Origin of the sequence: Cupriavidus necator, from assembly GCF_013141915.1 — a bacterium.
Lineage (GTDB): Bacteria > Pseudomonadota > Gammaproteobacteria > Burkholderiales > Burkholderiaceae > Cupriavidus > Cupriavidus necator_B.
Genome location: NZ_SROX01000001.1, coordinates 356,130 through 377,876, shown reverse-complemented (window position 1 = coordinate 377,876; position 21,747 = coordinate 356,130). Strand labels below are relative to the sequence as shown.

18 protein-coding genes are annotated in these 21,747 nt (G+C 68.2%); 7 read left to right on the top strand and 11 right to left on the bottom strand.

From position 1 onward, the window contains the following. Nucleotides 1-74 precede the first annotated feature (74 nt). Nucleotides 75-1,913 carry a bifunctional metallophosphatase/5'-nucleotidase gene (locus E5S69_RS01765; RefSeq protein WP_216621180.1) on the top strand — a complete coding sequence of 613 codons (1,839 nt, stop codon included), beginning with the start codon at nt 75-77 and terminating at the stop codon, nt 1,911-1,913. Nucleotides 1,914-1,938: 25 nt separating this feature from the next. Here E5S69_RS01765 and E5S69_RS01760 read toward each other — a convergent pair whose 3' ends face one another. Further along, nucleotides 1,939-3,279, bottom strand: a complete 1,341-nt coding sequence (locus tag E5S69_RS01760; RefSeq protein WP_171513899.1) for an MFS transporter — start codon at nt 3,277-3,279, stop codon at nt 1,939-1,941. Between the two features lie 271 nt (nt 3,280-3,550). Here E5S69_RS01760 and E5S69_RS01755 point away from each other — a divergent pair, with 271 nt between their 5' ends. Both E5S69_RS01755 and E5S69_RS01750 read left to right on the top strand, forming a co-directional pair. Beyond that, nucleotides 3,551-4,144 (top strand): TetR/AcrR family transcriptional regulator, encoded by a 594-nt coding sequence (locus E5S69_RS01755; protein WP_171513294.1) that lies wholly within the window; start codon nt 3,551-3,553, stop codon nt 4,142-4,144. A 108-nt stretch (nt 4,145-4,252) separates the two neighbouring features. After that, nucleotides 4,253-5,557, top strand: coding sequence for an MFS transporter (locus E5S69_RS01750; protein WP_171513293.1), 1,305 nt, complete (start codon nt 4,253-4,255; stop codon nt 5,555-5,557). A 12-nt stretch (nt 5,558-5,569) separates the two neighbouring features. Here the strand turns inward: E5S69_RS01750 and E5S69_RS01745 are convergent, their stop codons facing one another. Both E5S69_RS01745 and E5S69_RS01740 read right to left on the bottom strand, forming a co-directional pair. Continuing rightward, entirely contained in the window at nt 5,570-6,208 is a 639-nt protein-coding gene (locus E5S69_RS01745; RefSeq protein WP_171513292.1) for a CDP-alcohol phosphatidyltransferase family protein, read from the bottom strand. Between the two features lie 7 nt (nt 6,209-6,215). Further along, on the bottom strand, nt 6,216-6,506 hold the full coding sequence (locus E5S69_RS01740; RefSeq protein ID WP_171513291.1) for an antibiotic biosynthesis monooxygenase family protein: 291 nt from the start codon (nt 6,504-6,506) through the stop codon (nt 6,216-6,218). Nucleotides 6,507-6,661: 155 nt separating this feature from the next. On the opposite strand from E5S69_RS01740, the gene E5S69_RS01735 reads away from it, so the two are divergent. Further along, nucleotides 6,662-8,482 carry an ExeM/NucH family extracellular endonuclease gene (locus E5S69_RS01735; RefSeq protein WP_171513290.1) on the top strand — a complete coding sequence of 607 codons (1,821 nt, stop codon included), beginning with the start codon at nt 6,662-6,664 and terminating at the stop codon, nt 8,480-8,482. Here the strand turns inward: E5S69_RS01735 and E5S69_RS01730 are convergent. The 7 genes from E5S69_RS01730 to E5S69_RS01700 all read right to left on the bottom strand — a co-directional run bounded on the left by E5S69_RS01730 (nt 8,434) and on the right by E5S69_RS01700 (nt 17,686). Beyond that, nucleotides 8,434-8,901, bottom strand: a complete 468-nt coding sequence (locus E5S69_RS01730; RefSeq protein WP_171513289.1) for a DUF2127 domain-containing protein — start codon at nt 8,899-8,901, stop codon at nt 8,434-8,436. The two genes, E5S69_RS01735 and E5S69_RS01730, sit on opposite strands and share 49 nt — an antisense overlap. Before the next feature lie 87 nt (nt 8,902-8,988). Next, nucleotides 8,989-9,468 (bottom strand): YbhB/YbcL family Raf kinase inhibitor-like protein, encoded by a 480-nt coding sequence (locus E5S69_RS01725; RefSeq protein ID WP_171513288.1) that lies wholly within the window; start codon nt 9,466-9,468, stop codon nt 8,989-8,991. 72 nt (nt 9,469-9,540) lie between these two features. Then, nucleotides 9,541-10,083, bottom strand: a complete 543-nt coding sequence (locus tag E5S69_RS01720) for an SRPBCC family protein (protein ID WP_171513287.1) — start codon at nt 10,081-10,083, stop codon at nt 9,541-9,543. Between the two features lie 106 nt (nt 10,084-10,189). Then, nucleotides 10,190-11,734, bottom strand: coding sequence for an efflux transporter outer membrane subunit (locus E5S69_RS01715; RefSeq protein ID WP_236901160.1), 1,545 nt, complete (start codon nt 11,732-11,734; stop codon nt 10,190-10,192). A gap of 11 nt (nt 11,735-11,745) precedes the next feature. Next, nucleotides 11,746-14,931, bottom strand: a complete 3,186-nt coding sequence (locus E5S69_RS01710; protein WP_171513285.1) for an efflux RND transporter permease subunit — start codon at nt 14,929-14,931, stop codon at nt 11,746-11,748. A gap of 344 nt (nt 14,932-15,275) precedes the next feature. Then, complete coding sequence (locus E5S69_RS01705; protein WP_171513284.1) at nt 15,276-16,517, bottom strand: efflux RND transporter periplasmic adaptor subunit; 1,242 nt, start codon at nt 16,515-16,517, stop codon at nt 15,276-15,278. A 248-nt stretch (nt 16,518-16,765) separates the two neighbouring features. Then, nucleotides 16,766-17,686: an alpha/beta hydrolase gene (locus E5S69_RS01700; RefSeq protein WP_171513283.1), complete on the bottom strand. Its 921-nt coding sequence runs from the start codon at nt 17,684-17,686 to the stop codon at nt 16,766-16,768. A gap of 420 nt (nt 17,687-18,106) precedes the next feature. On the opposite strand from E5S69_RS01700, the gene E5S69_RS01695 reads away from it, so the two are divergent. The 3 genes from E5S69_RS01695 to E5S69_RS01685 all read left to right on the top strand — a co-directional run bounded on the left by E5S69_RS01695 (nt 18,107) and on the right by E5S69_RS01685 (nt 21,452). Next, nucleotides 18,107-19,042: a LysR family transcriptional regulator gene (locus tag E5S69_RS01695; protein ID WP_171513282.1), complete on the top strand. Its 936-nt coding sequence runs from the start codon at nt 18,107-18,109 to the stop codon at nt 19,040-19,042. Nucleotides 19,043-19,175: 133 nt separating this feature from the next. Then, on the top strand, nt 19,176-19,748 hold the full coding sequence (locus E5S69_RS01690; RefSeq protein ID WP_171513281.1) for a superoxide dismutase family protein: 573 nt from the start codon (nt 19,176-19,178) through the stop codon (nt 19,746-19,748). Between the two features lie 126 nt (nt 19,749-19,874). Continuing rightward, entirely contained in the window at nt 19,875-21,452 is a 1,578-nt protein-coding gene (locus tag E5S69_RS01685; RefSeq protein ID WP_171513280.1) for a phospholipase D family protein, read from the top strand. 12 nt (nt 21,453-21,464) lie between these two features. On the opposite strand, the gene E5S69_RS01680 is transcribed toward E5S69_RS01685, so the two are convergent. Next, nucleotides 21,465-21,728, bottom strand: coding sequence for a hypothetical protein (locus tag E5S69_RS01680; RefSeq protein ID WP_171513279.1), 264 nt, complete (start codon nt 21,726-21,728; stop codon nt 21,465-21,467). Nucleotides 21,729-21,747: the final 19 nt, after the last annotated feature.

The window sequence follows — 21,747 nt, the reverse complement described above, 5'->3', positions numbered from 1 at the left end:
ACATCCCTGCGTCATGAAGCAGTCACGATCGGCTCATAGAGTGGGCGCCTGCCGCTTCCCAAAGGATGGGCCACATGACACGCAAACGGTATGTCGTCGCGAGCCTGGGTGCGCTCGCTCTTGCAGGCATCGTTGCCGCCTGCGGTTCCGGCAGTGACGAGGGCGCTCCGGCGCCGGTCGGCCCGACGCCGGCCGCGGACGCCCCGGTATCGGTCAAGATCATCGGGCTCAATGATTTCCACGGCAACCTGGAAGCGCCCGGTGGCAGCGTGGTGGTGCAGGATGCCGGCAACCCGGCCGGCACCCGCGTTTCCGCCGGCGGTGCCGCGTATCTGGCCTCGCTGATCCAGAACCTGAAGGCGAAGAATCCGAATAACGTGGTGGTGGCGGCCGGAGACATGGTTGGCGCTTCGCCGCTGGTTGCCGGGGCGTTCCATGAGGAGCCGGCCATCGATGTGCTGAGCCAGATGGGCCTGGAGATTTCCTCGGTCGGCAATCATGAGTTCGACAAGGGACGCGATGAACTGCTGCGGCTGCAGAATGGTGGCTGCTTCCCGAGGTCGGCGGATGGCCGGCGCGGCATTGTCGGCGTGGACACCTGCATGACCAACGGTGCGTACGCCGGGGCCAAATTCCAGTACCTCGCGGCCAATGTCATCGACCAGGCGACCGGCAAGCCGCTGTTGCCGGCCTACCGGATCAAGACCTTCGACTGGGCCAAGGTGGCCTTTATCGGCATGACGCTGAAGGACACGCCGTCGGTAGTGACGCCCGCGGGTACCGCGGGCCTGACCTTCGAGGCCGAGGCGGACACGGTCAACCGGCTGATTCCTGAACTGCGGCAGCAGAACGTGAATGCCATCGTGGTGTTGCTCCATGAAGGCGGTTCGACCACGGCGGGCACGGTGAACGACAAAAGCTGCCCGGGACTGAACGGTGCCATCGTGTCGATCGTCGACAAGCTGGATTCCGCCGTCGATATCGTGATCAGCGGACACACCCACCAGGAATATGTCTGCACCCGGCCTGACGGCAAGCTGCTGACGCAGACGGGCTTCTATGGCCGGCTGGCCTCGGAAATCGATATCACGATCGATCCGGCGACACGCAAGGTCTCCACCAAGGTGGCCAACAACCGTGTCGCGGTCAATGATCTGGTGATCAAAGATAACAACGGCACTCCGATTGCACTGCCCGCGGGCTACACGGCGCTTGCCAGGGACAGCGCCGTCGATGGGATGGTCAAGCGCTACGTGGAGCTGACCGCGCCGATCAAGAACGCGGTGATGGGCGCCATCACCGCCACCATCGATCGCACCCAGACTGCCGCGGGCGAGTCGGCACTGGGCGACCTGGTGGCGGACGCCTACCTGGCCGGCACTTCCGATGCCTCGTTCGGGCCGGCCGTGATCGCATTCACCAATCCCGGCGGGCTGCGCCAGAACCTGGCGTACGACGCCGCCACCAGTGGCCAGACCACGTTCGGGCAGCTCTATGGCGTCATGCCCTTCGGCAACAGCATGGTGACGATGAACCTGACCGGTGCGCAGATCCTGCGCCTGCTGGAACAGCAGTGGGAAGCGCCGCAGCCGGCAGGCGGCCGGGTACTGCAGGTTTCCAGCGGCTTCACCTATACCTGGGACGCCGGCAAGCCTGCAGGCGCTGCCGCGGGCCAGGGCAATCGCGTCGATCCGGCTTCCCTCAGGCTCAACGGCGTCTCCATCGACCCGGCCAAAACCTACCGCGTCACGGTGAACAACTTCATGGCCTCGGGCGGCGACAACTTCACGGTGTTGAAGCAGGGCACGAACCAGCAGGCCGGGCCGGTCGACATCGATGTCTTCGAAGCCTACTTCAAGGCGAACTCGCCAGTCAGCCCGCCCCCGGCGAGCCGGATCACCCGCCTGAACTGATCCGCATGCGGGGGGCGTTCCCCGCCTACGCCCTCGGTTGGGCTGCCGCCAGCCGCATCCAGCTGGCCACGGCGCCGGCGCCCGCAAACGCCGCGCCCAACGCCAGCGCCAGGCCGGGGCCGTGGTCGCCGGCGAGGCCAAAGCACAGCGCCACCAGCGCTGCGCCGGTGGCCTGCCCGATCAGCCGCGCCGTGGCCACCACGCCGCTGGCGCCGCCGCTGCGCTCACGCGGGGCGCTGGTCATCAGGGCCTTGAGGTTGGGCGACTGGAAGAAGCCGAAGCCGGCGCCGCAAATGCACATGCGGATGCCGATATCGAGCGCGCTGGGGTCGGCCGGCAGCAGGGCCAGCGACAGCATGCCGGCACTCAGCACCGCCAGCCCCACGCCGCCGAGCACGGCCGGTGGGTAGCGGTCAGACAAGCGCCCGGCCAGCGGCCCGATCAGCGCCACCACCACCGACCACGGTGTCAGCAGGAAGCCGGTTTCCACCTGCCCTCGTCCCAGCACGTGCTGGAAATAGAACGGCAGCGAGACAAAGGCCAGGCCCTGCGCGGCGAAGGAACACACCGCAGTCAGCGTCGACAGCGCAAACATCGGCCGCCGGAACAGGTCCACCGGCAGCATCGGCGCCGGATGGCCGCGCTCGCGCCACAGCAGCAGCGCGAATGCCACCACGAAGATGCCGGCCGCGGCCAGCGACAAATGCAACGGCGCGCGCTGTGCCCCCTCTCCCAGCGCAAGGATCAGCGCGGCGAAGGCAATCACGCTGAGCACCGCCGCTACGCGATCGAAGCCGTGCGTGCTGCGCGCGGTCTGCGGCAAGGCGCCGCGCCCGATCGCCAGCGCCAGCAGGCCGATCGGCAGGTTCACGGCGAACAGCCATGGCCACGTGCCGAACGACAGGATCACCGACGCCACCGTCGGCCCCACCGCAAATGAAACGCCCACCACCAGCGCATTCAGCCCCAAGCCGCGCCCGAGCCGGTGCGTGGGAAAGATGGCGCTGATCAGCGCCGTGTTGACGCTCATGATGGCCGCCGCGCCGATGCCCTGCAGCACCCGCGCCGCGGCCAGTGTCGGCAGCGACCACGCCAGCGCGCATACCACCGAAGCCGCGGTGAACAGCAGCACACCGCCGAGGTAAATGCGCCGGTGGCCCAGCACGCCGCCCAGCGCCGCGAACGGCAGCAGCGTCGCCACCATGGCCAGTTGATAGGCATTGATGACCCATACCGAGGCGGCCGGCGTAGCGCGCAGGTCGGCCGCAATCGACGGCAACGCCGTGTTGGCGATGGCGGTATCGAGGGTGGCAAGGGCGACGGCGATGAGAATCGCGGCCATGCCGCGCCGCTCGCGCGAAGTCATGGCGTCAGCCGTGGAGGCGGTCTGCAGGGGGGTTGTACTGGACACTGTCTTTACCGGTTGCCGCCCAGCCGGGCCGGCGGCGCAAGGGCGTCGCGCTGGCGGGGCGATCATCAGGCGACACGATACGGGAAAACCCTTCACTTTGCTGAAGACGACTTCATATGTATGCACATATTCGCGCGCAGCCTTAATAGATGATACTCGACATCTATTGAATAAATGATATCCATCATCTAAACTACGCGAAAACCGAGTCCCAAGGAGCCTGGTAATGGCACGCGCATCACGTGAGCAAACCGACAAGAACCGCGAGGCGATCGAACAAGCGTCGTCGCGGCTGTTCCGCGAGCGCGGCCTCAACGGGGTGAGCGTGGCGGAGTTGATGGCCGGTGCCGGCCTCACCCATGGCGGCTTCTACGGCCACTTTGCTTCGAAGGACGCACTGGCGGCCCAGGCCTGCAAGCGCGCATTCGAGGAATCGACGGCGCGCTGGGAGCGCCGTCTCGCCCGGGCGAACGGCGACCGCAAGGCCATGCTCGCTAATCTGGTCGAGCCCTACCTGACCCCCGCGCATTGCGCCAACCCCGGCGTCGGCTGCGCGGCCGCCGCGCTTGCCGTCGATGTCGCGCGCGAGCCCGCCGGCAAGCCCGTGCGCCAGGCCTATGCGGAGGGGCTGCGGACCATGGTCGACGACATGGCGCAGACCGTGGCGTCAGACGATCCGCAGCAACGCCACGACGAAGCGCTGGTGCGCATGGCCCTGCTGGTCGGTGCGGTCACGCTGGCGCGCGCCACGGAAGGCAACCCGCTTTCCGACGAGATGCTGCACGCGGTGCGGGCCCGCCTGCTCGGCAGCAGCGGATAGTTCAAAGCTTTTCCCGAAACAAGACCACACCCCGCCGCCATGCGCAGCGGGAATGCCCTTCCTTTGCCCTGTTCCATCCCACCCTAAAATCCGGATCACGAGAGCCCCATGTTCGCGCAAGCCCTTTCCCGCCGGCTCGACCGGCGCGGCATCCACTACGCGTGGCTGATCGCCGCCCTCACCTTCCTGGTGATGCTGACCACCTCGGCCGCACTGGGCCTGCCCGGTGCCTTCCTGAAGCCGCTGACCAGGGAGATGGGCTGGAACACCGACCAGATCTCGTCGATCCTGGCGTTCCGCTTCGCGCTGTTCGGGCTGATGGCGCCGTTCTCGGCGCTGCTGATGGATCGCTTCGGCGTGCGCAACGTGGTCTGCGTCGCGCTGGCGCTGATTGCCGGGGGCATGGCGCTGGCCACCGTGTCGACCGAGCTGTGGCAGCTGTTTGTGGCGTGGGGCCTGATGCTGGGCGTCGGCTCCGGGCTGACCGCGCTGGTGCTGGCGGCCGTAGTGGCCAACCGCTGGTTCAGCGCGCGGCGCGGCCTGGTGATCGGCATCCTGACGGCCAGCGCCGCCACCGGGCAGCTGGCGTTCCTGCCGGTGGCCGCCTGGCTGATCGAGCATATGGGCTGGCGCGTGGCCGTGCTGCCGGTGCTGGCGGCCTGTGCGGCATTGGCTCTGCTGGTGTTCGGGCTGATGCGCAACCGTCCCGCCGATGTCGGCCTGGCCGCGTTCGGCGAAGTGCCGTCCCATCCGGCCACGCCGCTCGCCGCACCGCCGGCCACGCCATTCACGCTGAGCGGACCTTTCCGCGTGCTGCGTGAGGCCGCGCGTACCCAAACCTTCTGGGTGCTGGCGGGCACCTTCTTCATCTGTGGCCTGAGCACCAATGGCCTGATCCAGACCCACTTCATCGCACTGTGTGGCGACTTCGGCATGGGCCCGGTGCCCGCCGCCTCGGCGCTGGCAATGATGGGCGCATTCGACTTTGTCGGCACCATCTTGTCGGGCTGGCTGTCCGACCGCTACGACAGCCGCAAGCTGCTGTTCTGGTACTACGCCCTGCGCGGCCTGTCGCTGTTCTGGCTGCCGCATTCCACCTTCACGCTGTACGGGCTGTCGATCTTTGCGATGTTCTACGGCCTCGACTGGATCGCCACGGTGCCGCCCACCGTCAAGCTGGCGGCCACCGCTTTCGGGCGCGAGCGTGCGCCGATGGTGTTCGGCTGGATCTTCGCGGCGCACCAGATCGGCGCCGCCGTGGCAGCGTTCGGCGCGGGGCTGAGCCGCACGCTGCTGCTGACCTATACGCCGGCCCTCTACGCGGCAGGGGCAGCGTGCCTGGTGGCGGCGCTGATGGCGCTCATGGTCAGCCGGCCCCGTACGGCCGAGCGGACGGAGCCTGCACCCGCATGATGGCGGGCGCCTTCAGAACTTGGGGATGCGCAGGGTCTTGCTGACCATCAGCGTCCCCGACAGCGCAAACAGCAGCACCAGGGGATGCAGCACCGTGGGCCCAAGCACCCATGCGCCGCCGGGCAGTTCGCCGCCGAGCTGGCCCCGCCATGCGCACCATGTCAGCACGGCGGTCAGCAGCACGCTGGTGGGAATGGGTGTGCCTTCGAAGTAGGCCACCTTGCCGCTGCCGCTACCCGCCGCCAGCGATTCGGCGGTGACGTTGAAGCGCGCCAGCCGGCTGACGCCGCAGCAGACAAAGTAGACCAGTATGGCCAGGTCCCAGCCGCCGCGCATGCCGGCGGCGAAGGCCAGCGTGGCGGGGCCGACGCCGAACGAGATCACGTCGGCCAGCGAGTCCAGCTCGCGCCCCAGCGCGGAATGCGCGTGCCGCCAGCGCGCGATGCGCCCGTCGAGCACGTCGAAGATAAAGGCCAGCGGGGCCAGCGCCGCGGCCGTGTAGAAATGCGACAGCTGCTGGTCCGCGACGAAAAACATCGCGAAGAACACCGACCCCATGCCGCAGGCCGCGTTGCCGAGCGTGAAGACATCGGCCAGCTGCAGTTCACGCAGCATCGAGAAATGGCGGGGGCGTTCGGGCCGGGTATTCATGGCGCGCTTACAGGACCTTGGACACGTGGTGCACGTTGGGCGGCGCGGCAAAGGTCTCCGCAACCAGGCCGCGCCATTGCTGGAACTCCGGCGATTCGCGGAACAGGACCATATGGTCGTCCACGGTTTCCCAGTCCACCACCAGCGTGTACTGGTCCGGCTGCTCGATCGAGCGGAACAGTTGCACCCCGTGGCACCCGTGCGAGCGCAGGAACAGCGGCGTGGCCTGGCTCACGCCGTGCTCGAACTGCTTCTCCATGCCGGGCTTGATGGTGATTTGCGCGATTTCCTTGATCATGACGTGGTAAGCGATGAGGTTTATGCCGGCGCCGGTCGGGTACCGGCGGGTCTTTACTACCTTAGCACGATCGCGGCGTCACATCCCGGCAGCAAGCATTCCGTTACACGCGGGGGTTAGCATCGTCCACCTTGCCACGACCTGCCGAAACCGCCATGCCTCCGTCACCGCCTGTTTACAGCAACCTCCTGAAGGCGCTGCTTGCCCTGCCGCTGGCTTGCCTGCTGGCCCTGCCTGCCGGCGCCGATGCTGCAATGCAGCCATGCGGCAGCCCCGCGACCGCGCTGGCCGATGTCCGCGCCCCCGGACAGGCCTCGCCGCTTGCGGGGCGGATGGTCGAAGTACAGGCCATCGTCACGGCGGATTTCGGCGGCGACGGCGGCCTGCGTGGTTTTTTCCTGCAGACAGCGGACGCGCAGCGCGTACATCGGCCAGGCCGCTCGGAGGGGCTCTTTGTCTATGCGCCACGCGCGCGCGCCAAGGTCGGCGACATGGTTCGCGTGTCCGGAAAGATCGAGGAAAAATTCGGACAAACGCAGCTGGTGCTGGCTGGCTCGCCGGTGGTGTGCACACAGGGCCTGCCCGTCACGCCGCAGTCGCTGACGCTGCCACTAGCCAGCGAGTCCGACCTGGCAGCGATGGAGGGCATGCTGGTGCGCCTGCCGCAGACACTGACTGTCAGCGATACACACGAACTGGGCCGTTATGGCACGGTGGTGCTGAGCCACGGGCGCCCGATCGCGCCCACGCAACAGGCCCTGCCGGGACCAGCCGCGCGGCAGGCCGCGGCGGACAATGCCCGCAACCGATTGTTGCTCGACGACGGCTCGTCGCGCCAGTTTCCCGCCGTGGTGCCCTACCCGCCCCCGCGACTGTCGGCGGAACATCCGCTACGCGCCGGCGATACCATTACCGACGTGACGGGCGTGCTGGAGCAGCGCCACGGCCAGTGGCGGCTGCAGCCGGTGCGCGGCGCCGGGGCACCGGTCTACCAGCGCGCCAACCCGCGTCCCACTGCGCCAACGCGGCATCCCGCCACCGCACTGCGGGTGGCAGCCTTCAACCTGCAGAACTATTTCAATGGCGACGGCCAGGGCGGCGGTCTCGAAGCCCCCGGCAACCGCGGCGCGCAGGACGCGGCAGCGCTGGCACGGCAGCAGGCCAAGCTGATGGCCGCGCTGCGCGGCCTGGACGCCGACGTGATCGGCGTGATGGAAGTCCAGAACAATGGCTACGGCCCGTCCAGCGCCATCCGCCAGCTGGCGGCGATGCTGGGGCCTGACTGGCGCGTGGCCGATCCCGGCACGCCTGCGCTCGGCACCGACGCCATCGCGGTCGGGCTGCTGTATAACGCCCGCACCGCGCAGCCCTCCGAGCGCGTAGCCACCACATGGCTGGCCGAGCGCAGCCGGCAGCCGCTCGCGGCCACGTTCCGTGCCGTGGCGAGCGGCGCGCTGGTGACAGTGGTAGTCAATCATTTCAAATCCAAGAACTGCGTCGAGGCCACTGGCGCGCAGGCCGACCAGCGCGATGGCCAGGGCTGCTGGAACCCGGCGCGCGTGCAGGCTGCCGACACCCTGGCCCGCTGGCTGGCCACCGCGCCCACCGGTGTCGCGGACGCGGGCGTGCTGGTGATCGGCGACCTGAACAGCTACGCGATGGAAGACCCGCTACGCCTGCTGGCACAGCGCGGCTATGCCGACATGGTCGCGCGGTTTGCCGGGCCGCAGGCCTACAGCTACGTCTACGAGGCCCAGGTGGGATACCTGGACCATGTGCTGGCCGATACCGCGGCGGCGGCGCATGTCGTGGCCGTCCACGCCTGGCATATCAATGCCGACGAGCCGGCGGCCTTCTCCTATGCCCCGGCCGCTGGCGCCGATGGCACGCCCGCCCGCTATGCGCCGGGCCCCTACCGCTCATCCGATCACGACCCGCTTGTGGTCGACTTTGCCATCAGCCCGCGCGCGAGGTAGAGCACCACCAGCAGGTTGGCGGCGGCCAGCCCGCCATGCAGCCAGCTGGGGTGAACAAAGGCCTCGTACAGTTCCAGCGGGATGTAGATACCGCCCGACCACACGCCGAGCCAGTTGCCCCAGGCCAGCCCGCGCCACAGCCCGTAGGCCTCGGCAAAGCGCATCAGCGCATAGACCGCCGCGGATCCGCCAATGGCCCACAGGCGGGCATTGTCGGGATGCTTCAGCAATGACAGGAAGATGGTGGGATAGCGGCTGGCGGGATTGACATGCCAGCGCTGGATGATGGCTTCGGCCAGCGCCTGGGCATCGCGATGCAGCAGCGCGGCCAGCCCCAGGCCGGCCACGATCACGAGCAGCCCCTTGGCGGCCTCGAACAACGCAATGCCCCTGAGGCCCAGTGCGCCCTGCTTTGCCATGCGGTATCTCCGGTCGATGCAAGGATTGCAAAGCCGGTATTGTGCAACAGCGGCAAAGGCCAGGGCCGGGGCCTGCGCACCGCCACGCTATCGCTGCAGCTTCTGGTAAGTGCCGATCAGTTCCGCCTTGGCCAGCACGTGGCCTTGCATTGCCCGCTCCAGCGCCGCCTTGTCTGGCGTGCCGAGGTCCGGCAACGCCACGTCCAGCGCATAGAGCTTGAAGACGTAGCGGTGCCGGCCGATCGGCGGACACGGGCCACCATAGCCGGTGCGGTGCCAGTCATTCAAGCCTTCACCGGTGCCGGCTGGCAGCCCGGACCTGGCGATATCCGCTGGCAGTGCTCCGGCATGGGCCGGCAGGTTGTAGAGCAGCCAGTGGACCCAGGTCATTTTCGGCGCGGCGGGGTCCGGCGCATCGGGGTCGTCAACGATCAGCGCCAGGCTGGCCGTGCCGGGCGGCAGGCCCGTCCAGTCCAGCGGCGGGGAGATATCGGCGCCTTCGCAGGTGTGCTCTGCCGGGATCTCGCCCCCGGGCGTGAATGCGGTGGATTGCAGCTGGAACGGCATACGGGCCTCGCTGGACGCACGGTGGGATGGCTCCAACTTAGGCCGGATCGGTGCCTCGCGCAAGGCGCCGCGCTATGACGGCGGCTGGGTCTCCAGCAATGTCTTGAGCCGGCGCACGGCTTCGGTGGACTCGGCCTGGACCTGCTCGCGCAGCGTCAGGCGGTTGATCAGCGCAAACAGCAGCGTCGGCGAGCGGTAGCGGAACTCGCGCTCGAAGCGCGTGCGTTCGGCCGATGGTGTCATCCGGTAGATGATGGTGCCGACGCGGTGGCCCGCGGCAACACCCTCGATCACCCACGTGCGCGGCGGCTGGCTTTCGATCACGGTCCAGACCACCACGCCGCCGCGCTGGGCCAGCATGAAGGTCTCGGCCACGCGCTCGCCGCGCCCGAGCGGATGGTCGGTCGCGCCCGCCACCGCCAGCGATGCCGGATGCCACGCGGGCCAGTGGCGCGGCGTTGCAACAAAGTCGAAGACTTGCGCCGCCGGGCGCGCGATCACTACCTCGTCATGGATGGCGGTGCGGTCCAGCCATGGCAGCGGCGCCAGCAGCGCGCCCACGGTGAGCGCGGCGAAGATGAACCCCGAGAGCAGTTTCCTGTGTCGGACAAGCATGGCGGCGGGACAGGACGCAACCGGGGCGCACCCGTGCATCCTGTACGCATGGCGCGATGCTTACAGTGTAGTGACTGCCAGGCATCGCGCCAGTCCCTTGCGTGGCTCAGCGCGCCACCGGGGCGGCAGCGCCCTGCGCCGCAGGCGCCGGCGACGCGGCGACGGTAGCCGGCAGTGGCCCCCAGCCCCCGCCAAGCCGCCGCACCAGCGATACCGTGGCGGCGGCGCGCAGGCCTGCGACCTGGTTGGCCTCGCGCTGCGACTGCAGCACGGTGCGGTCGGCATCGATCACCGTCAGGTAGTCGACCGCGCCCGCGTCATAGCGGCTGCGCGAGATGCGCGCCGCGCGCTTCGCGCCACCGAGCGCGCTGTCGAGCGCACCGGCCTGCTGGCTGAGCCAGCGCACGTCTGCAAGACTGTCTTCCACCTCGCGGAAGGCCACCAGCACGGTCTGCCGGTAGCTTGCCACCGTTTCCTCGTGCGCGGCGCGGGCGCCGGCGAGGTTGGCGCTGTTGCGGCCACCGTCGAACACGGTCTGCGCGATGCTGGATCCGATCAGCGGCCCCAGCATCCAGGTGCGCGAAGACCACTTGAACAGGTTCGACAGATCGGCCGATTCAAAGCCGAACAAGCCGGTCAGCGTGATGCGCGGGAAGAACGCCGCCTTGGCCACGCCGATGCGCGCATTGGCCGCCGCCATCTGTCGCTCGGCCGCGGCGATGTCCGGACGCCGCTCCAGCAGTTCGGACGGCAGCCCGGCGGGGATCGCGACCGGGCTGGCATCGAATGGCCTTGCCGGCAGCGCGAACGCCGCCGGCGGCACGCCGGTCAGCACGGCCAGCGCATGCTCCTGGTTGGCGCGGCGGCGCTCGATGCCGGCCAGGTCCGCGCGCGCGGTGCCGAGTTCCGCTTCGGCGCGGGCGGGGTCGAGGTCGGTGGTTTCGCCGGCGTCATAGCGCTTCTTCAGCAGCGACAGCGCATCCTCGCGCAGCCTGATGGTGGCGTTGAGCAGGTCGCGCTCGCTGTCGAGCGTGCGCAGCGCGAAATACGCCTGCGCCACGTCGGCCTGCAGCGCCAACTGCACCGAGCGGTACAGGTCTTCCGCGGCCTCGCCCTCGGCGCGGGCGGCATTGACGCTGGACGCGACGCGGCCGAACAGGTCCAGCTCATAACTGGCGAAGGCGCGGGCCTTCAGCACCGTCTGCGGCGGCACGCGCGTGCCGTCCGGCAAGCCCTGCGAGGCAGCCGACGGCTGCGAGCGGGTCGGGTCCAGCCCCACGCTCAGTTGCGGGTAGAGGTCGGCCTCGGTCGCGCCGGTGAAGGCGCGCGCCTGCTTGAGGCGCGCCGCGGCGATGGCAAGGTCCTGGTTCGATTCGCCGGCGGCGGCGATCAGGCGGTCCAGTTCGGCGTCGCCGAAGATCTTCCACCATTCGCCGCGATGCTGGCCCTCGGCCGGCGTCGCGGTCTTCCATTGCGCGCCTTCGGCCTGGGCGGCCTCGGCTTCCTTGAAGGCCGGCACCGTGGCGGTTTCCGGCACCTTGTAGGTCGGGGCCAGCGAGCAGCCCGCGAGGACTAGCGCGGAGGCCAGCGTTGCCAGCCTGGGCAGCCATTGGCCAGTCGAAAATACGTTCGAAATTGCAGGGGCATTCATGTTGATCACCATTATTCAGCCGATGCAGTCAAGTGCGCGCCTTGTTCTTGCGCGGCCGCGCGGCGCTGGCCGCGCGTGGCAAACAACCGCAGCGCCACATAGAACACCGGCGTCAGGAACAGCCCGAAGAAGGTCACGCCCAGCATGCCGGCGAACACCGCCACGCCCATCGCATGGCGCATCTCGGCGCCGGCACCGGTGGAGATCACCAGCGGCACCACGCCCATGATGAACGCGAACGAGGTCATCAGGATCGGGCGCAGGCGCAGGCGGCTGGCTTCGATTGCGGCCTGCACCACGGTGCGGCCGTGATGCTCGAGCTCGCGCGCGAACTCGACGATCAGGATCGCGTTCTTCGCTGACAAGCCCACCAGCACGATGAAGCCGATTTGCGTGAAGATGTTGTTGTCGCCACGCGTGAGCCATACCCCGGTCATGGCCGCCAGCAGGCTCATCGGCACGATCAGGATCACCGCCAGCGGCAGCGTCAGGCTCTCGTACTGGGCCGCCAGCACCAGGAACACCAGCAGCACGCACAGCGGGAAGATCCACACCCCCGCATTGCCGGCCAGGATGTCCTGGTAGGTCAGCTCGGTCCATTCAAACTTCATGCCCTTGGGCAGCGTCTCGGCGGCAATGCGCTCGGCCGCGGCCTGTGCCTGGCCCGACGAGAAGCCGGGCGCCGGCCCGCCGTTCATGTCGGCGGCGGTGAAGCCGTTGTAGCGCACCACGCTGTCCGGACCGAAGCCTTGCTTGACCTGCACCAGCGACGACAGCGGCACCATGTCGCCGGCGGCGTTGCGCGTCTTCAGTTGCAGGATGTCCTCGGCATGGGCGCGGAACGGCGCGTCGGCCTGCACCTTGACCTGGTAGGTCCGGCCGAACTTGTTGAAGTCGTTGACGTACGCAGAGCCCAGGTAGGTCTGCAGCGTGTCGAACACCTCCGTCACCGGCACCCCCAGCTGCTTGGCCTTGACGCGGTCCAGCTTGACGTCGAGCTGCGGCACGTTGACCTGGTAGTTGCTGAAGATGCCGGTCAGCTCGGGCGTTGCGCGCGCCTTGTTGGCGAACGCGTTGGTGGCCTCGAACAGCGCGTCATACCCCAGCGCGGCGCGGTCCTCGATCATCAGCTTGAACCCGCCGATGGTACCCAGGCCCTGCACGGGCGGCGGCGGGAACACCGCGATAAACGCATCCTGGATCGCGGCGTACTTCTGGTTCAGGTCGGCGGCAATGGCTGCGCCCCCGAGTTCTGCGCTCTTGCGGTCCTCGAACGGCTTGAGCGTGGCGAACACGATGCCGGCGCTCGGGCTGTTGGTGAAGCCATTGATCGACAGGCCCGGGAAGGCGACGGCCGATTCCACGCCCGGATGCTTGAGCGCAATGTCGCTCATCTTGCGGATCACGTCTTCGGTCCGGTCCAGCGTGGCACCGTCAGGCAGCTTGGCGAAGCTCACCAGGTACTGCTTGTCCTGCGCCGGCACGAAACCCTTGGGCACCAGCTGGAACACGCCCCAGGTCAGCGCCAGCATCACCGCGTAGACGCCGAACACCGAGCCCTTGCGGCGGATCACGCCCTTCACGCCGCGGCCATAGCTCTCGGCGCTGCGGCCGAAGAACCGGTTGAAGCCCTTGAAGAAGCCGCCGAAGACGCGGTCCATCCAGCGCGACAGCCAGTCCTTGGGCGCATCGTGGCTCCTGAGCAGCAGCGCCGAAAGTGCCGGCGACAGCGTCAGCGAGTTGAACGCCGAGATGATGGTAGAGATCGAGATGGTCAGCGCGAACTGCTTGTAGAACTGCCCGGTCAGGCCGGTCATGAAAGCCAGCGGCACGAACACGGCGATCAGCGTCAGCGCGATCGCGATGATGGGGCCGCTGACCTCGCGCATGGCCTTGTAGGTGGCCTCCTTCGGCGTCAGCCCTTCCTCGATGTTGCGCTCGACGTTCTCGACCACCACGATCGCGTCGTCGACCACGATGCCGATCGCCAGCACCAGCCCGAACAGCGACAGCGCATTGATCGAGAAGCCGAACGCATGCATCAGCCCGAAGGTACCGACGATCGACACCGGCACCGCCAGCAGCGGGATGATCGACGCGCGCCAGGTCTGCAGGAACAGGATCACCACCAGCACCACCAGCGCAATCGCCTCGAACAGCGTGTGCGTGACCGCCTCGATCGAGTGCCGCACGAACTGCGTGGGGTCGTAGACGATGCTGTAGTCGATGCCGTCCGGGAAGTTCTGCTTCAGCTCTTCCATGGTCTTGCGCACGTCATCCGAAATCTGGATGGCGTTGGAGCCCGGCGCCTGGAAGATGGGGATGGCCACCGCTGGCTTGTTGTCCAGCAGCGAGCGCAGCGCGTATTCCGAGGCGCCCAGCTCGATGCGGGCCACGTCCTTCAGGTACGTGACGGCACCGTCGGCGGAGGTGCGCACGACGATATCGCCGAATTCTTCCACCGTGCTCAGGCGGCCCTGCGCATTGACCGACAACTGCAGGTCAGCCCCTGGCAGCGACGGCGACTGGCCGATCACGCCGGCCGCGACCTGCACGTTCTGCTCGCGGATGGCCTTGATCACGTCGCTGGTGGCGAGCTGGCGTTCGGCCATCTTCTCGGGGTTGAGCCACACGCGCATGGCGTAGTCGCCCGAGCCGAACAGCTGCACCTGGCCTACGCCCTGCAGGCGCGCCAGCCGGTCCTTGACGTTGATCACCGCGTAGTTGCGCAGGTAGGTCATGTCATAGCGGTCGTTGGGCGAGACCAGGTGGACCACCATGGTCAGGTCCGGCGAGCTCTTGACCGTGGTGATGCCCAGGCGGCGCACGTCCTCGGGCAGGCGCGGCTCTGCCTGCGAGACGCGGTTCTGCACCAGTTGCTGGGCCTTGTCCGGGTCGGTGCCCAGCTTGAAGGTCACGGTCAGCGTGAGCAGGCCGTCGCTGTTGGACTGCGACGACATGTACAGCATGTCCTCGACGCCGTTGATCTGCTCTTCCAGCGGCGACGCCACGGTCTCGGCGATCACCTTGGGATTGGCGCCCGGATACTGCGCGCGCACCACCACCGAAGGCGGCACCACTTCCGGGTACTCCGAGATCGGCAGCTTGAACATCGAGATGGCACCGATCAGGAAGATCAGCACCGACAGCACCCCCGCGAAGATAGGGCGGTCGATAAAGAATTTTGAGAGATTCATCTTGGTCTCTGCTAAAAGCGCCCCCCTGGCGGCCCGCTTGTGGCGGGCACCATCAACAACCGGGGGCGATACAAACTAGGGGCGCTGGCAAGGCACCACATCAAGCAAGCCGACGGTTTTGGTTTTGGATGCGCCAAAGCCGCCCGAGCTTGTCTGGGCCTTGTACTCCCTCTCCCCTCATGGGAAGAGGGCCGGGGTGAGGGGTGGTTCAGCCAGGAGCCAGGACCAGCGAAGCCAACGGTTTAAACCCACTGGCCTCAGCGTTGGACGCTCCTGTCCTCACCCACTGCCCCTCTCCCGCAAGCGGGAGAGGGGCGCAAACCCTCGGCAAGCTTTCACGGCATTCAACTCACCGGCTTCGCGTCCACCTCACCCTTCTCGCTCGCGGCCTGCTTGCGGTCGGGCGCGGTGCCGCGCGGTTCCAGTTCGGTGCGGAACGCCATGGCCACCACCTTGGGCTGCACCGTGTCACCCGGCCGCACGCGCTGCAGGCCATTGACCACGATGTTCTCGCCCGGCTTCACGCCCTTGCGGATCACGCGCAGGCCGTCGTGGTTGGGTCCCAGTTCCACCTCGCGGTAGACCAGCTTGTTGGCCTTGTCGACCACCAGCACGAACTTCTTGCCCTGGTCGGTGCCGACCGCGCGGTCATTGACCAGCACCGCCGCATGCGGCGCGCCGCCGCCCATCTTGACCTTGGCGTACAGGCCCGGCAGCAGGCGGCCGTCGTCGTTGTCGAACACCGCTCGCACGCGGATGGTGCCGCTGCGGGTATCGAGCCGGTTGTCGACCGACTGGATCTTGCCCTGGTGCGGATGGCCGTCTTCATTGGCCAGGCCCAGGAAGACCGGCAGGTTGGCCTGCCCGCCGCCGGCGCCGGGAGCGGTGTAGCGCAGGTAGCTCTGCTCGTCGATCTCGAAGCTCGCGTAGATCGGCGACACCGACACCACTGTGGTCAGCGGCGGCGTCGCCACGCCGGGCGCCACCAGGTTGCCCACCGTGATCTCGGCGCGCGAGACGCGGCCGGACACCGGCGCGGTAATGCGGGTGTAGGCCAGGTTCAGGCGCGCGGTTTCCAGCTGCGCCTGCGCGGCGCGCACGTTGGCGCTGGTCTCACGCGCGGCGTGGATGCGTTCGTCGAACTCGCGCCGCGAGATGGCGTTGTCATCCAGCAGGCGCTGCGCGCGTTCGCCTTCGCTCTTGGCGTGCCCCGCGCGCACTTGCGCCGCCGCCAGCGCGGCTTCGGCGCGGGCCACTTCCGCGGCATAAGGACGCGGGTCGATGGTGAAGAGCGGATCGCCCTTCTTCACCAGCGCGCCTTCGCGGAAGTGCACGGCGTCGATGGTGCCGCCGACGCGCGGGCGGATTTCCACCCGGTCCACCGCTTCCAGGCGGCCGGAGAATTCGTCCCACTCGGTAATGGTCTGCCCCACCACCGCGGCCACTTCGATGGCGGGTGCGGGCGGCGGCGTGTTGGCGTGGGCTTCGCCGCTGTGCCACGGGCGCAGGATCGAACCGGCCACGCCGGCACCTAGCACCACGACGATGGCGAGGGCAATCAGGGTACGTCGTTTCTGCTGCTGCATTTCTCAAACTCCTGGATCGGGTTTTCTTCAACCGGAAAAGCAAATGGCCGAACGCCGCCTGCCGGTCCGCGCGAGCGGATCGGAACCATGGTCAAACTGATGGTCGGACTTGGGACCGCATGCGCATGACGGCGCGCGTTGCGATCCTGGCTCTGGCCGAAACAGAGCCGGCTGGCGGTGGTCTGGAGCGGCTCAGCCGGCGGGCTTGGCTCCAGGCCGGCTGGCGTTGGCGCCAGCGCGGCGTTCAGTCAGGGTGAGGTAGCGTCGGCCACGGCCAGACATCGCCGCAGGAACCGCGCCCCTTCGTCGACCCATGCCTGACAGCCGTCATGGGTCTCTTCCACGCCGTCGCCGCAGGCGCCGGGCATGATCATGGCCTGGGCCGGCACGCCGGCCTTGCTCAGGCGCCCGGCGAAGGCTTCGCCTTCGGCACGCAGCGCGTCGTATTCCGCCACCTGCACCAGCGTGGGCGGCAGCCCGGCCAGGCGCGAGGCCAGTGCCGGGGCGGCATACGGATGCACCGTATCGGCCGGCGTCGGCAGGTAGTCGCGATAGTTGTCGGCCAGCCGGCGCAGCGTTTCCATTGGCACCGTGCCGCCGTCAAAGCCCGCGCAGGAGGCATGCTGCAGGCACGGGTCGGTCACCGGGCGGATCAACCACTGGCCGCGCGGCTGGGCGGTGCCGCGGTCACGCAGCATCTGCGCCAGCGCGATCGCCAGGTTGCCGCCGGCTTCTTCGCCCACCAGCGCAAAGCGGGTCTTGTCCAGCTTCAGGCGCCGGGCATTGCGCAGCACCCATTGCACCGTGCTGTGCGCATCCTCGGGCGCTGCCGGGAACGGGTGGTCCGGCGCCAGCGAGTAGGCCGGCGTCACCACCACCGCGGGCACCGTGGTGGCCAGCCCCTGCACCAACTGGCAGGCGTGCTCCAGGTTGCCGTCGACGAAGCCGCCGGCATGCAGGTACACCAGCCAGGGCAGCAGCGCGGCGCTGTCGGCACCCGCCGCCGCGTGGCTGGCGGGGTAGCCCGGCGGGTAGCACACCCGTACCAGGATCTCGCGCCCATCGCTGGTCACCGTGTGCTCGGCCACGCGCGCCTGTCCCGGCCCGGCTGCCGTGGGGGCAGTGGCGGCGCTGGCGGCTGCGGAGCGTTGGCCTGGCTTCTGTGACATGGCGTTGGCGCACGGCAAAGACAATGCGCTTGAGTGTTGCGATGCAACGGATTATGGTGATTGACGAGGATGGGATAAAGCGAGAGATCGCCAATGCACTGTTCCGCGATTGGAATAATCGCAAACCGGCCTGTCATGTGTCTGCAAACCGAAGCCCCCACGCATGACAAGGTCTTGGTTTTTGTGATTCACTCCCGCTCTCGGCACGCGCGGCGGTTTGGCCAGGCCGTTGCGCGCCCGGCCAGTCGGCACACCTCCCCGCGGCGCCGGACACCTGACTGAAACCCACGCCGGCATCGCGCCCAGCCAGCGCGCATCCCGTGCCAGCAGCCGGCAGACTCCCCCTCACAACAACAAGACAGGCCGCGAGCGCCACGAGCGCGGGCGGCACGCCGTTCGGATCTATCGTCGGAACTCATCATGGACCGTCTCGTATCAATGCAGGCATTCACCCGGGTCGTCGACGTCGGCAGCTTTGCGCGTGCCGCCGAGTCGATGGACTTGCCCAAGGCCACGCTGACCCGCCTGATCCAGAACCTGGAAACCCACCTCGGCGTGAAGCTGCTGCACCGGACCACGCGCCGCATCAGCGTGACCAACGACGGCGCCGCATACTACGAGCGTTGCGTGCGCATCCTGGCCGATGTCGAGGAGGCCGAGCAGTCGCTGACGCGCCAGAACAATTCACCGCGCGGCACGCTCTCGGTCGATACCACCGCCGGGCTGGCGCAGCTGGTGCTGGTGCCACACCTGCATGAATTCTTCCAGGCCTATCCGGACCTGAAGCTGGAACTGACCATCAACGGCAAGCCGATCGACCTGCTGCAGGAAGGCGTCGACGTGGTGCTGCGCGTCGGCATTCCGCTGGACGAAGCCATGGTGGCCCGCCGCATCGGCCACGTGCAGCTGGCGTTTTACGCCTCGCCGATCTATCTAAACCGCAACGGCACGCCGCGCGACCTGGCCGAGCTGGCGCAGCACAAGGCGGTCAATTTCCTGTCCAACCGCAACGGCCGCGAAATGCCCTGGCCGCTGGCCCGCGGCATGGAGCGCAGCGAAGTGCTGCTGCCGTCCGCCATTTCCACCAACGACGCCGATGTCTACTTGGGCTGCGCGCTCGAAGGCCACGGCATCGCCCGCATCTCGCGCGCCATGGCCGAGCCTTACGTGGCCAGTGGCCGGCTGGTGGAAATCCTCACCGACTGGCAGACCGACGAACTGCCGATCTCGGCAATGTATCCGCAGAACCGCCACCTGTCGGCCAAGGTGCGGGTGTTTGTGAACTGGGCCGCGGAGCTGTTCTCGCGCCATCCGCATTTTGGTGCGGCACGGCAGCCGCTGGCCGTAGCGGCCTGAACGGAAACCGTGCGCTGGCGCGAACCGCCAGCGGCGCGTATCCCGGGCCGCATGTAGGACAAAACCGGAAATCGGTTCGGCGGGCGCCGACCTATACTGTTTCATCCGAAATCACGACAAGAAGAGGATTCCGATGAAACAAGTGCTTCCCTCCCTGGCGGCCTGCATTGCCGCAACCGTTGCACTGGCCGGCTGCGCCGGCTCCGGCATGCCCTCGTCGTCGACAGCCCAGCCGTCCGCCACCGGCGCCAGCAGCGGCGCCCGTGCCTCGGCCACGCTGCAGCCCAAGAGCGGCGCCAACACCGCCGGCACCGTGACCTTCCAGCAGCAGCCGGGCGGCGTGATGATGACTGCAGCGATTACCGGGCTGCCGCCCAATTCGGTTCACGGCTTCCACGTCCATGAAAAGGGCGACTGTTCCGCGCCCGACGCAATGAGCGCCGGCGGCCATTTCAACCCGACTGGCCAGCCGCATGGGCAAATGACCATGCCCGACCACCATGCCGGCGACATGAACAACGTCACCGCCGATGCCAACGGCAACGTGCGCGTCAGCATGCTGCTGCCGTCGCTGTCGGTGGGCACCGGCGCCAACAGCGTGATCGGCCGGGCGGTGGTGGTGCACAAGGATCCGGACGATTACAAGACGCAGCCCACCGGCAATGCCGGCGGCCGCATTGCCTGCGGCGTGGTGGCGGCGTCCTGACTTCCGCGCGCAGGGCCGGTGGGCTTTGGCGCCGGCCTGCGCGAATCGCGACGCCCGCGGCGCGGCATGGCAACATGGCAGCATTGCCGCAACCACGGGGCCCCGCCACGGCGCCGCCCGGATCCCATGCCATTGCCGTCAGACGCCGCGTTCGCCCCACACCGCCGCCTGCGTGCCAGTTCGCTGATGCTGTGCTGCGCCGCCCTGCTCGGCGGCTGCGCCCTGCCCACCCTGGATCATCGCACCGAATCCTTTGCCCTGACGACGGCCGACGCCCAGGCCACGCGGCTGGGCCAGGCGCTCGCCGGCGAAGTGGCGCGCCACCCGGGGCTGAGCGGCATCCATCCGCTGGAAAACGCCTACGCCGCCTTTGCCGCGCGCGTGCAGCTGGCGCGCACCGCGCAGCGCACGCTCGACGTGCAGTACTACATCTGGCGCGACGACCTGACCGGCACGCTGCTGCTGGAAGCCTTGCATGAAGCGGCCGAGCGCGGCGTGCGCGTGCGCCTGCTGCTCGACGACAACGGCATTGCCGGCATGGACGAACGGCTGGCCGCGATCGACGCGCACCCGCATGTCGAAGTGCGGATCTTCAATCCGTTCGTGATCCGCCACCCCAAGGCGCTCAATTTCCTGACGGATTTCCGCCGCCTGAACCGGCGCATGCACAACAAATCGTTCACCGCCGACGGCGTTGCCACCATCATCGGGGGGCGCAATGTCGGCGACGAATACTTCGGCGCCACCGACGGCGTGCTGTTTGCCGACCTTGACGTGATTGCCGTCGGCCCTGCGGCGGGCGACGTCGCGCAGGACTTCGACCGCTACTGGTCCAGCGCCTCGGCCTATCCGGTCGACCGGCTGGTGCCACCGGTGAGCGCGGAACGGCTGCAGGCGCTGGTGGGCCATGCCCGCGCGGTTGAGCGCAACCCGGCCGCGGCGGCCTACCTGGCGGCAGTGCGCGAACTGCCTGACGTGCAGCGAATGCTGGACGGCACGCTGCAGTTCCAGTGGGCCGCCACGCGCATGGTCAGCGACAATCCCGGCAAGGCGCTGGGCGAAGCCTCGCGCAGCACGCTGGTGGCGCACCAGCTGCGCGAAATCCTGGGCGAGCCGCAGCGAGAGCTCGACCTGGTCTCGCCCTACTTTGTACCGTCGACCGGCGGCACCTCCTATTTCGCCGACATGGCCAGGCGCGGCGTCGCGGTACGCGTGCTGACCAATGCGCTGGAGGCCACCGACGTGGCCGCCGTGCATTCGGGCTATGCCAAGCGGCGCAAGGCCTTGCTCGAGGCCGGCGTGGACCTGTACGAACTGCGGCGCTCAGCCACGCCCCACAAGAAGGAAGAGCGCGCCGGACCGTTCGGCAGTTCAGGCTCCAGCCTGCACGCCAAGACCTTCGCGGTCGACGGCAGCCGGGTCTTCGTGGGGTCGTTCAACTTCGATCCGCGCTCGGCCAAGCTCAACACTGAACTGGGCTTCATCATCGACAGCCCGGCGCTGGCGGGCCGGATCGAATCCACCTTTGCCAGCGTGGTCCCGCGCGCGGCCTACCAGGTCAGGCTGGACGAAACCGGCCAGCTGTACTGGCTGGAACGGCGCGGCGACGAAATCATCCGCCATGACACCGAGCCGAATACCAGCTGGTGGCGCCGGCTTGGCATCTGGTTCCTGTCGATCCTGCCGATCGAATCGATGCTGTAGGCGCGCGGCCGCTCAGATCTGGTCGATCAGGCTGCGCACCACGTCGGCCAGCCGGCCGGCGCGCTGGCGACCCTTCGCGTCGAGCGCCATGCCGCTGCCGCCGGCCAGAGCCTTCAGGCCGAACAGCGCATCGCCCACGTCGCGCCAGGCCGGGAAATCGGCATGGATCTTCTCCAGTGCGGCGGCGCCCGCCGCCACCTGCGCGGGCGCCGGCGTGTTGCCCGCCGCCAGGTCTTCCAGCGCCGTGGCGGCATCGACCAGGCCTTTGCGATTCATCTGCTGTCTCCCCAGAATC

What these genes read in the sequence shown, in the direction of transcription:
- E5S69_RS01710 (WP_171513285.1), bottom strand. Translation starts at nt 14,931, where the DNA reads ATGAATCTCTCAAAATTCTTTATCGACCGCCCTATCTTCGCGGGGGTG.
- E5S69_RS01750 (WP_171513293.1), top strand. Translation starts at nt 4,253, where the DNA reads ATGTTCGCGCAAGCCCTTTCCCGCCGGCTCGACCGGCGCGGCATCCAC.
- E5S69_RS01715 (WP_236901160.1), bottom strand. Translation starts at nt 11,734, where the DNA reads ATGAATGCCCCTGCAATTTCGAACGTATTTTCGACTGGCCAATGGCTG.
- E5S69_RS01765 (WP_216621180.1), top strand. Translation starts at nt 75, where the DNA reads ATGACACGCAAACGGTATGTCGTCGCGAGCCTGGGTGCGCTCGCTCTT.
- E5S69_RS01680 (WP_171513279.1), bottom strand. Translation starts at nt 21,728, where the DNA reads ATGAATCGCAAAGGCCTGGTCGATGCCGCCACGGCGCTGGAAGACCTG.
- E5S69_RS01760 (WP_171513899.1), bottom strand. Translation starts at nt 3,279, where the DNA reads ATGACTTCGCGCGAGCGGCGCGGCATGGCCGCGATTCTCATCGCCGTC.
- E5S69_RS01700 (WP_171513283.1), bottom strand. Translation starts at nt 17,686, where the DNA reads ATGTCACAGAAGCCAGGCCAACGCTCCGCAGCCGCCAGCGCCGCCACT.
- E5S69_RS01720 (WP_171513287.1), bottom strand. Translation starts at nt 10,083, where the DNA reads ATGCTTGTCCGACACAGGAAACTGCTCTCGGGGTTCATCTTCGCCGCG.
- E5S69_RS01740 (WP_171513291.1), bottom strand. Translation starts at nt 6,506, where the DNA reads ATGATCAAGGAAATCGCGCAAATCACCATCAAGCCCGGCATGGAGAAG.
- E5S69_RS01725 (WP_171513288.1), bottom strand. Translation starts at nt 9,468, where the DNA reads ATGCCGTTCCAGCTGCAATCCACCGCATTCACGCCCGGGGGCGAGATC.
- E5S69_RS01745 (WP_171513292.1), bottom strand. Translation starts at nt 6,208, where the DNA reads ATGAATACCCGGCCCGAACGCCCCCGCCATTTCTCGATGCTGCGTGAA.
- E5S69_RS01755 (WP_171513294.1), top strand. Translation starts at nt 3,551, where the DNA reads ATGGCACGCGCATCACGTGAGCAAACCGACAAGAACCGCGAGGCGATC.
- E5S69_RS01730 (WP_171513289.1), bottom strand. Translation starts at nt 8,901, where the DNA reads ATGGCAAAGCAGGGCGCACTGGGCCTCAGGGGCATTGCGTTGTTCGAG.
- E5S69_RS01690 (WP_171513281.1), top strand. Translation starts at nt 19,176, where the DNA reads ATGAAACAAGTGCTTCCCTCCCTGGCGGCCTGCATTGCCGCAACCGTT.
- E5S69_RS01705 (WP_171513284.1), bottom strand. Translation starts at nt 16,517, where the DNA reads ATGCAGCAGCAGAAACGACGTACCCTGATTGCCCTCGCCATCGTCGTG.
- E5S69_RS01685 (WP_171513280.1), top strand. Translation starts at nt 19,875, where the DNA reads ATGCCATTGCCGTCAGACGCCGCGTTCGCCCCACACCGCCGCCTGCGT.
- E5S69_RS01735 (WP_171513290.1), top strand. Translation starts at nt 6,662, where the DNA reads ATGCCTCCGTCACCGCCTGTTTACAGCAACCTCCTGAAGGCGCTGCTT.
- E5S69_RS01695 (WP_171513282.1), top strand. Translation starts at nt 18,107, where the DNA reads ATGGACCGTCTCGTATCAATGCAGGCATTCACCCGGGTCGTCGACGTC.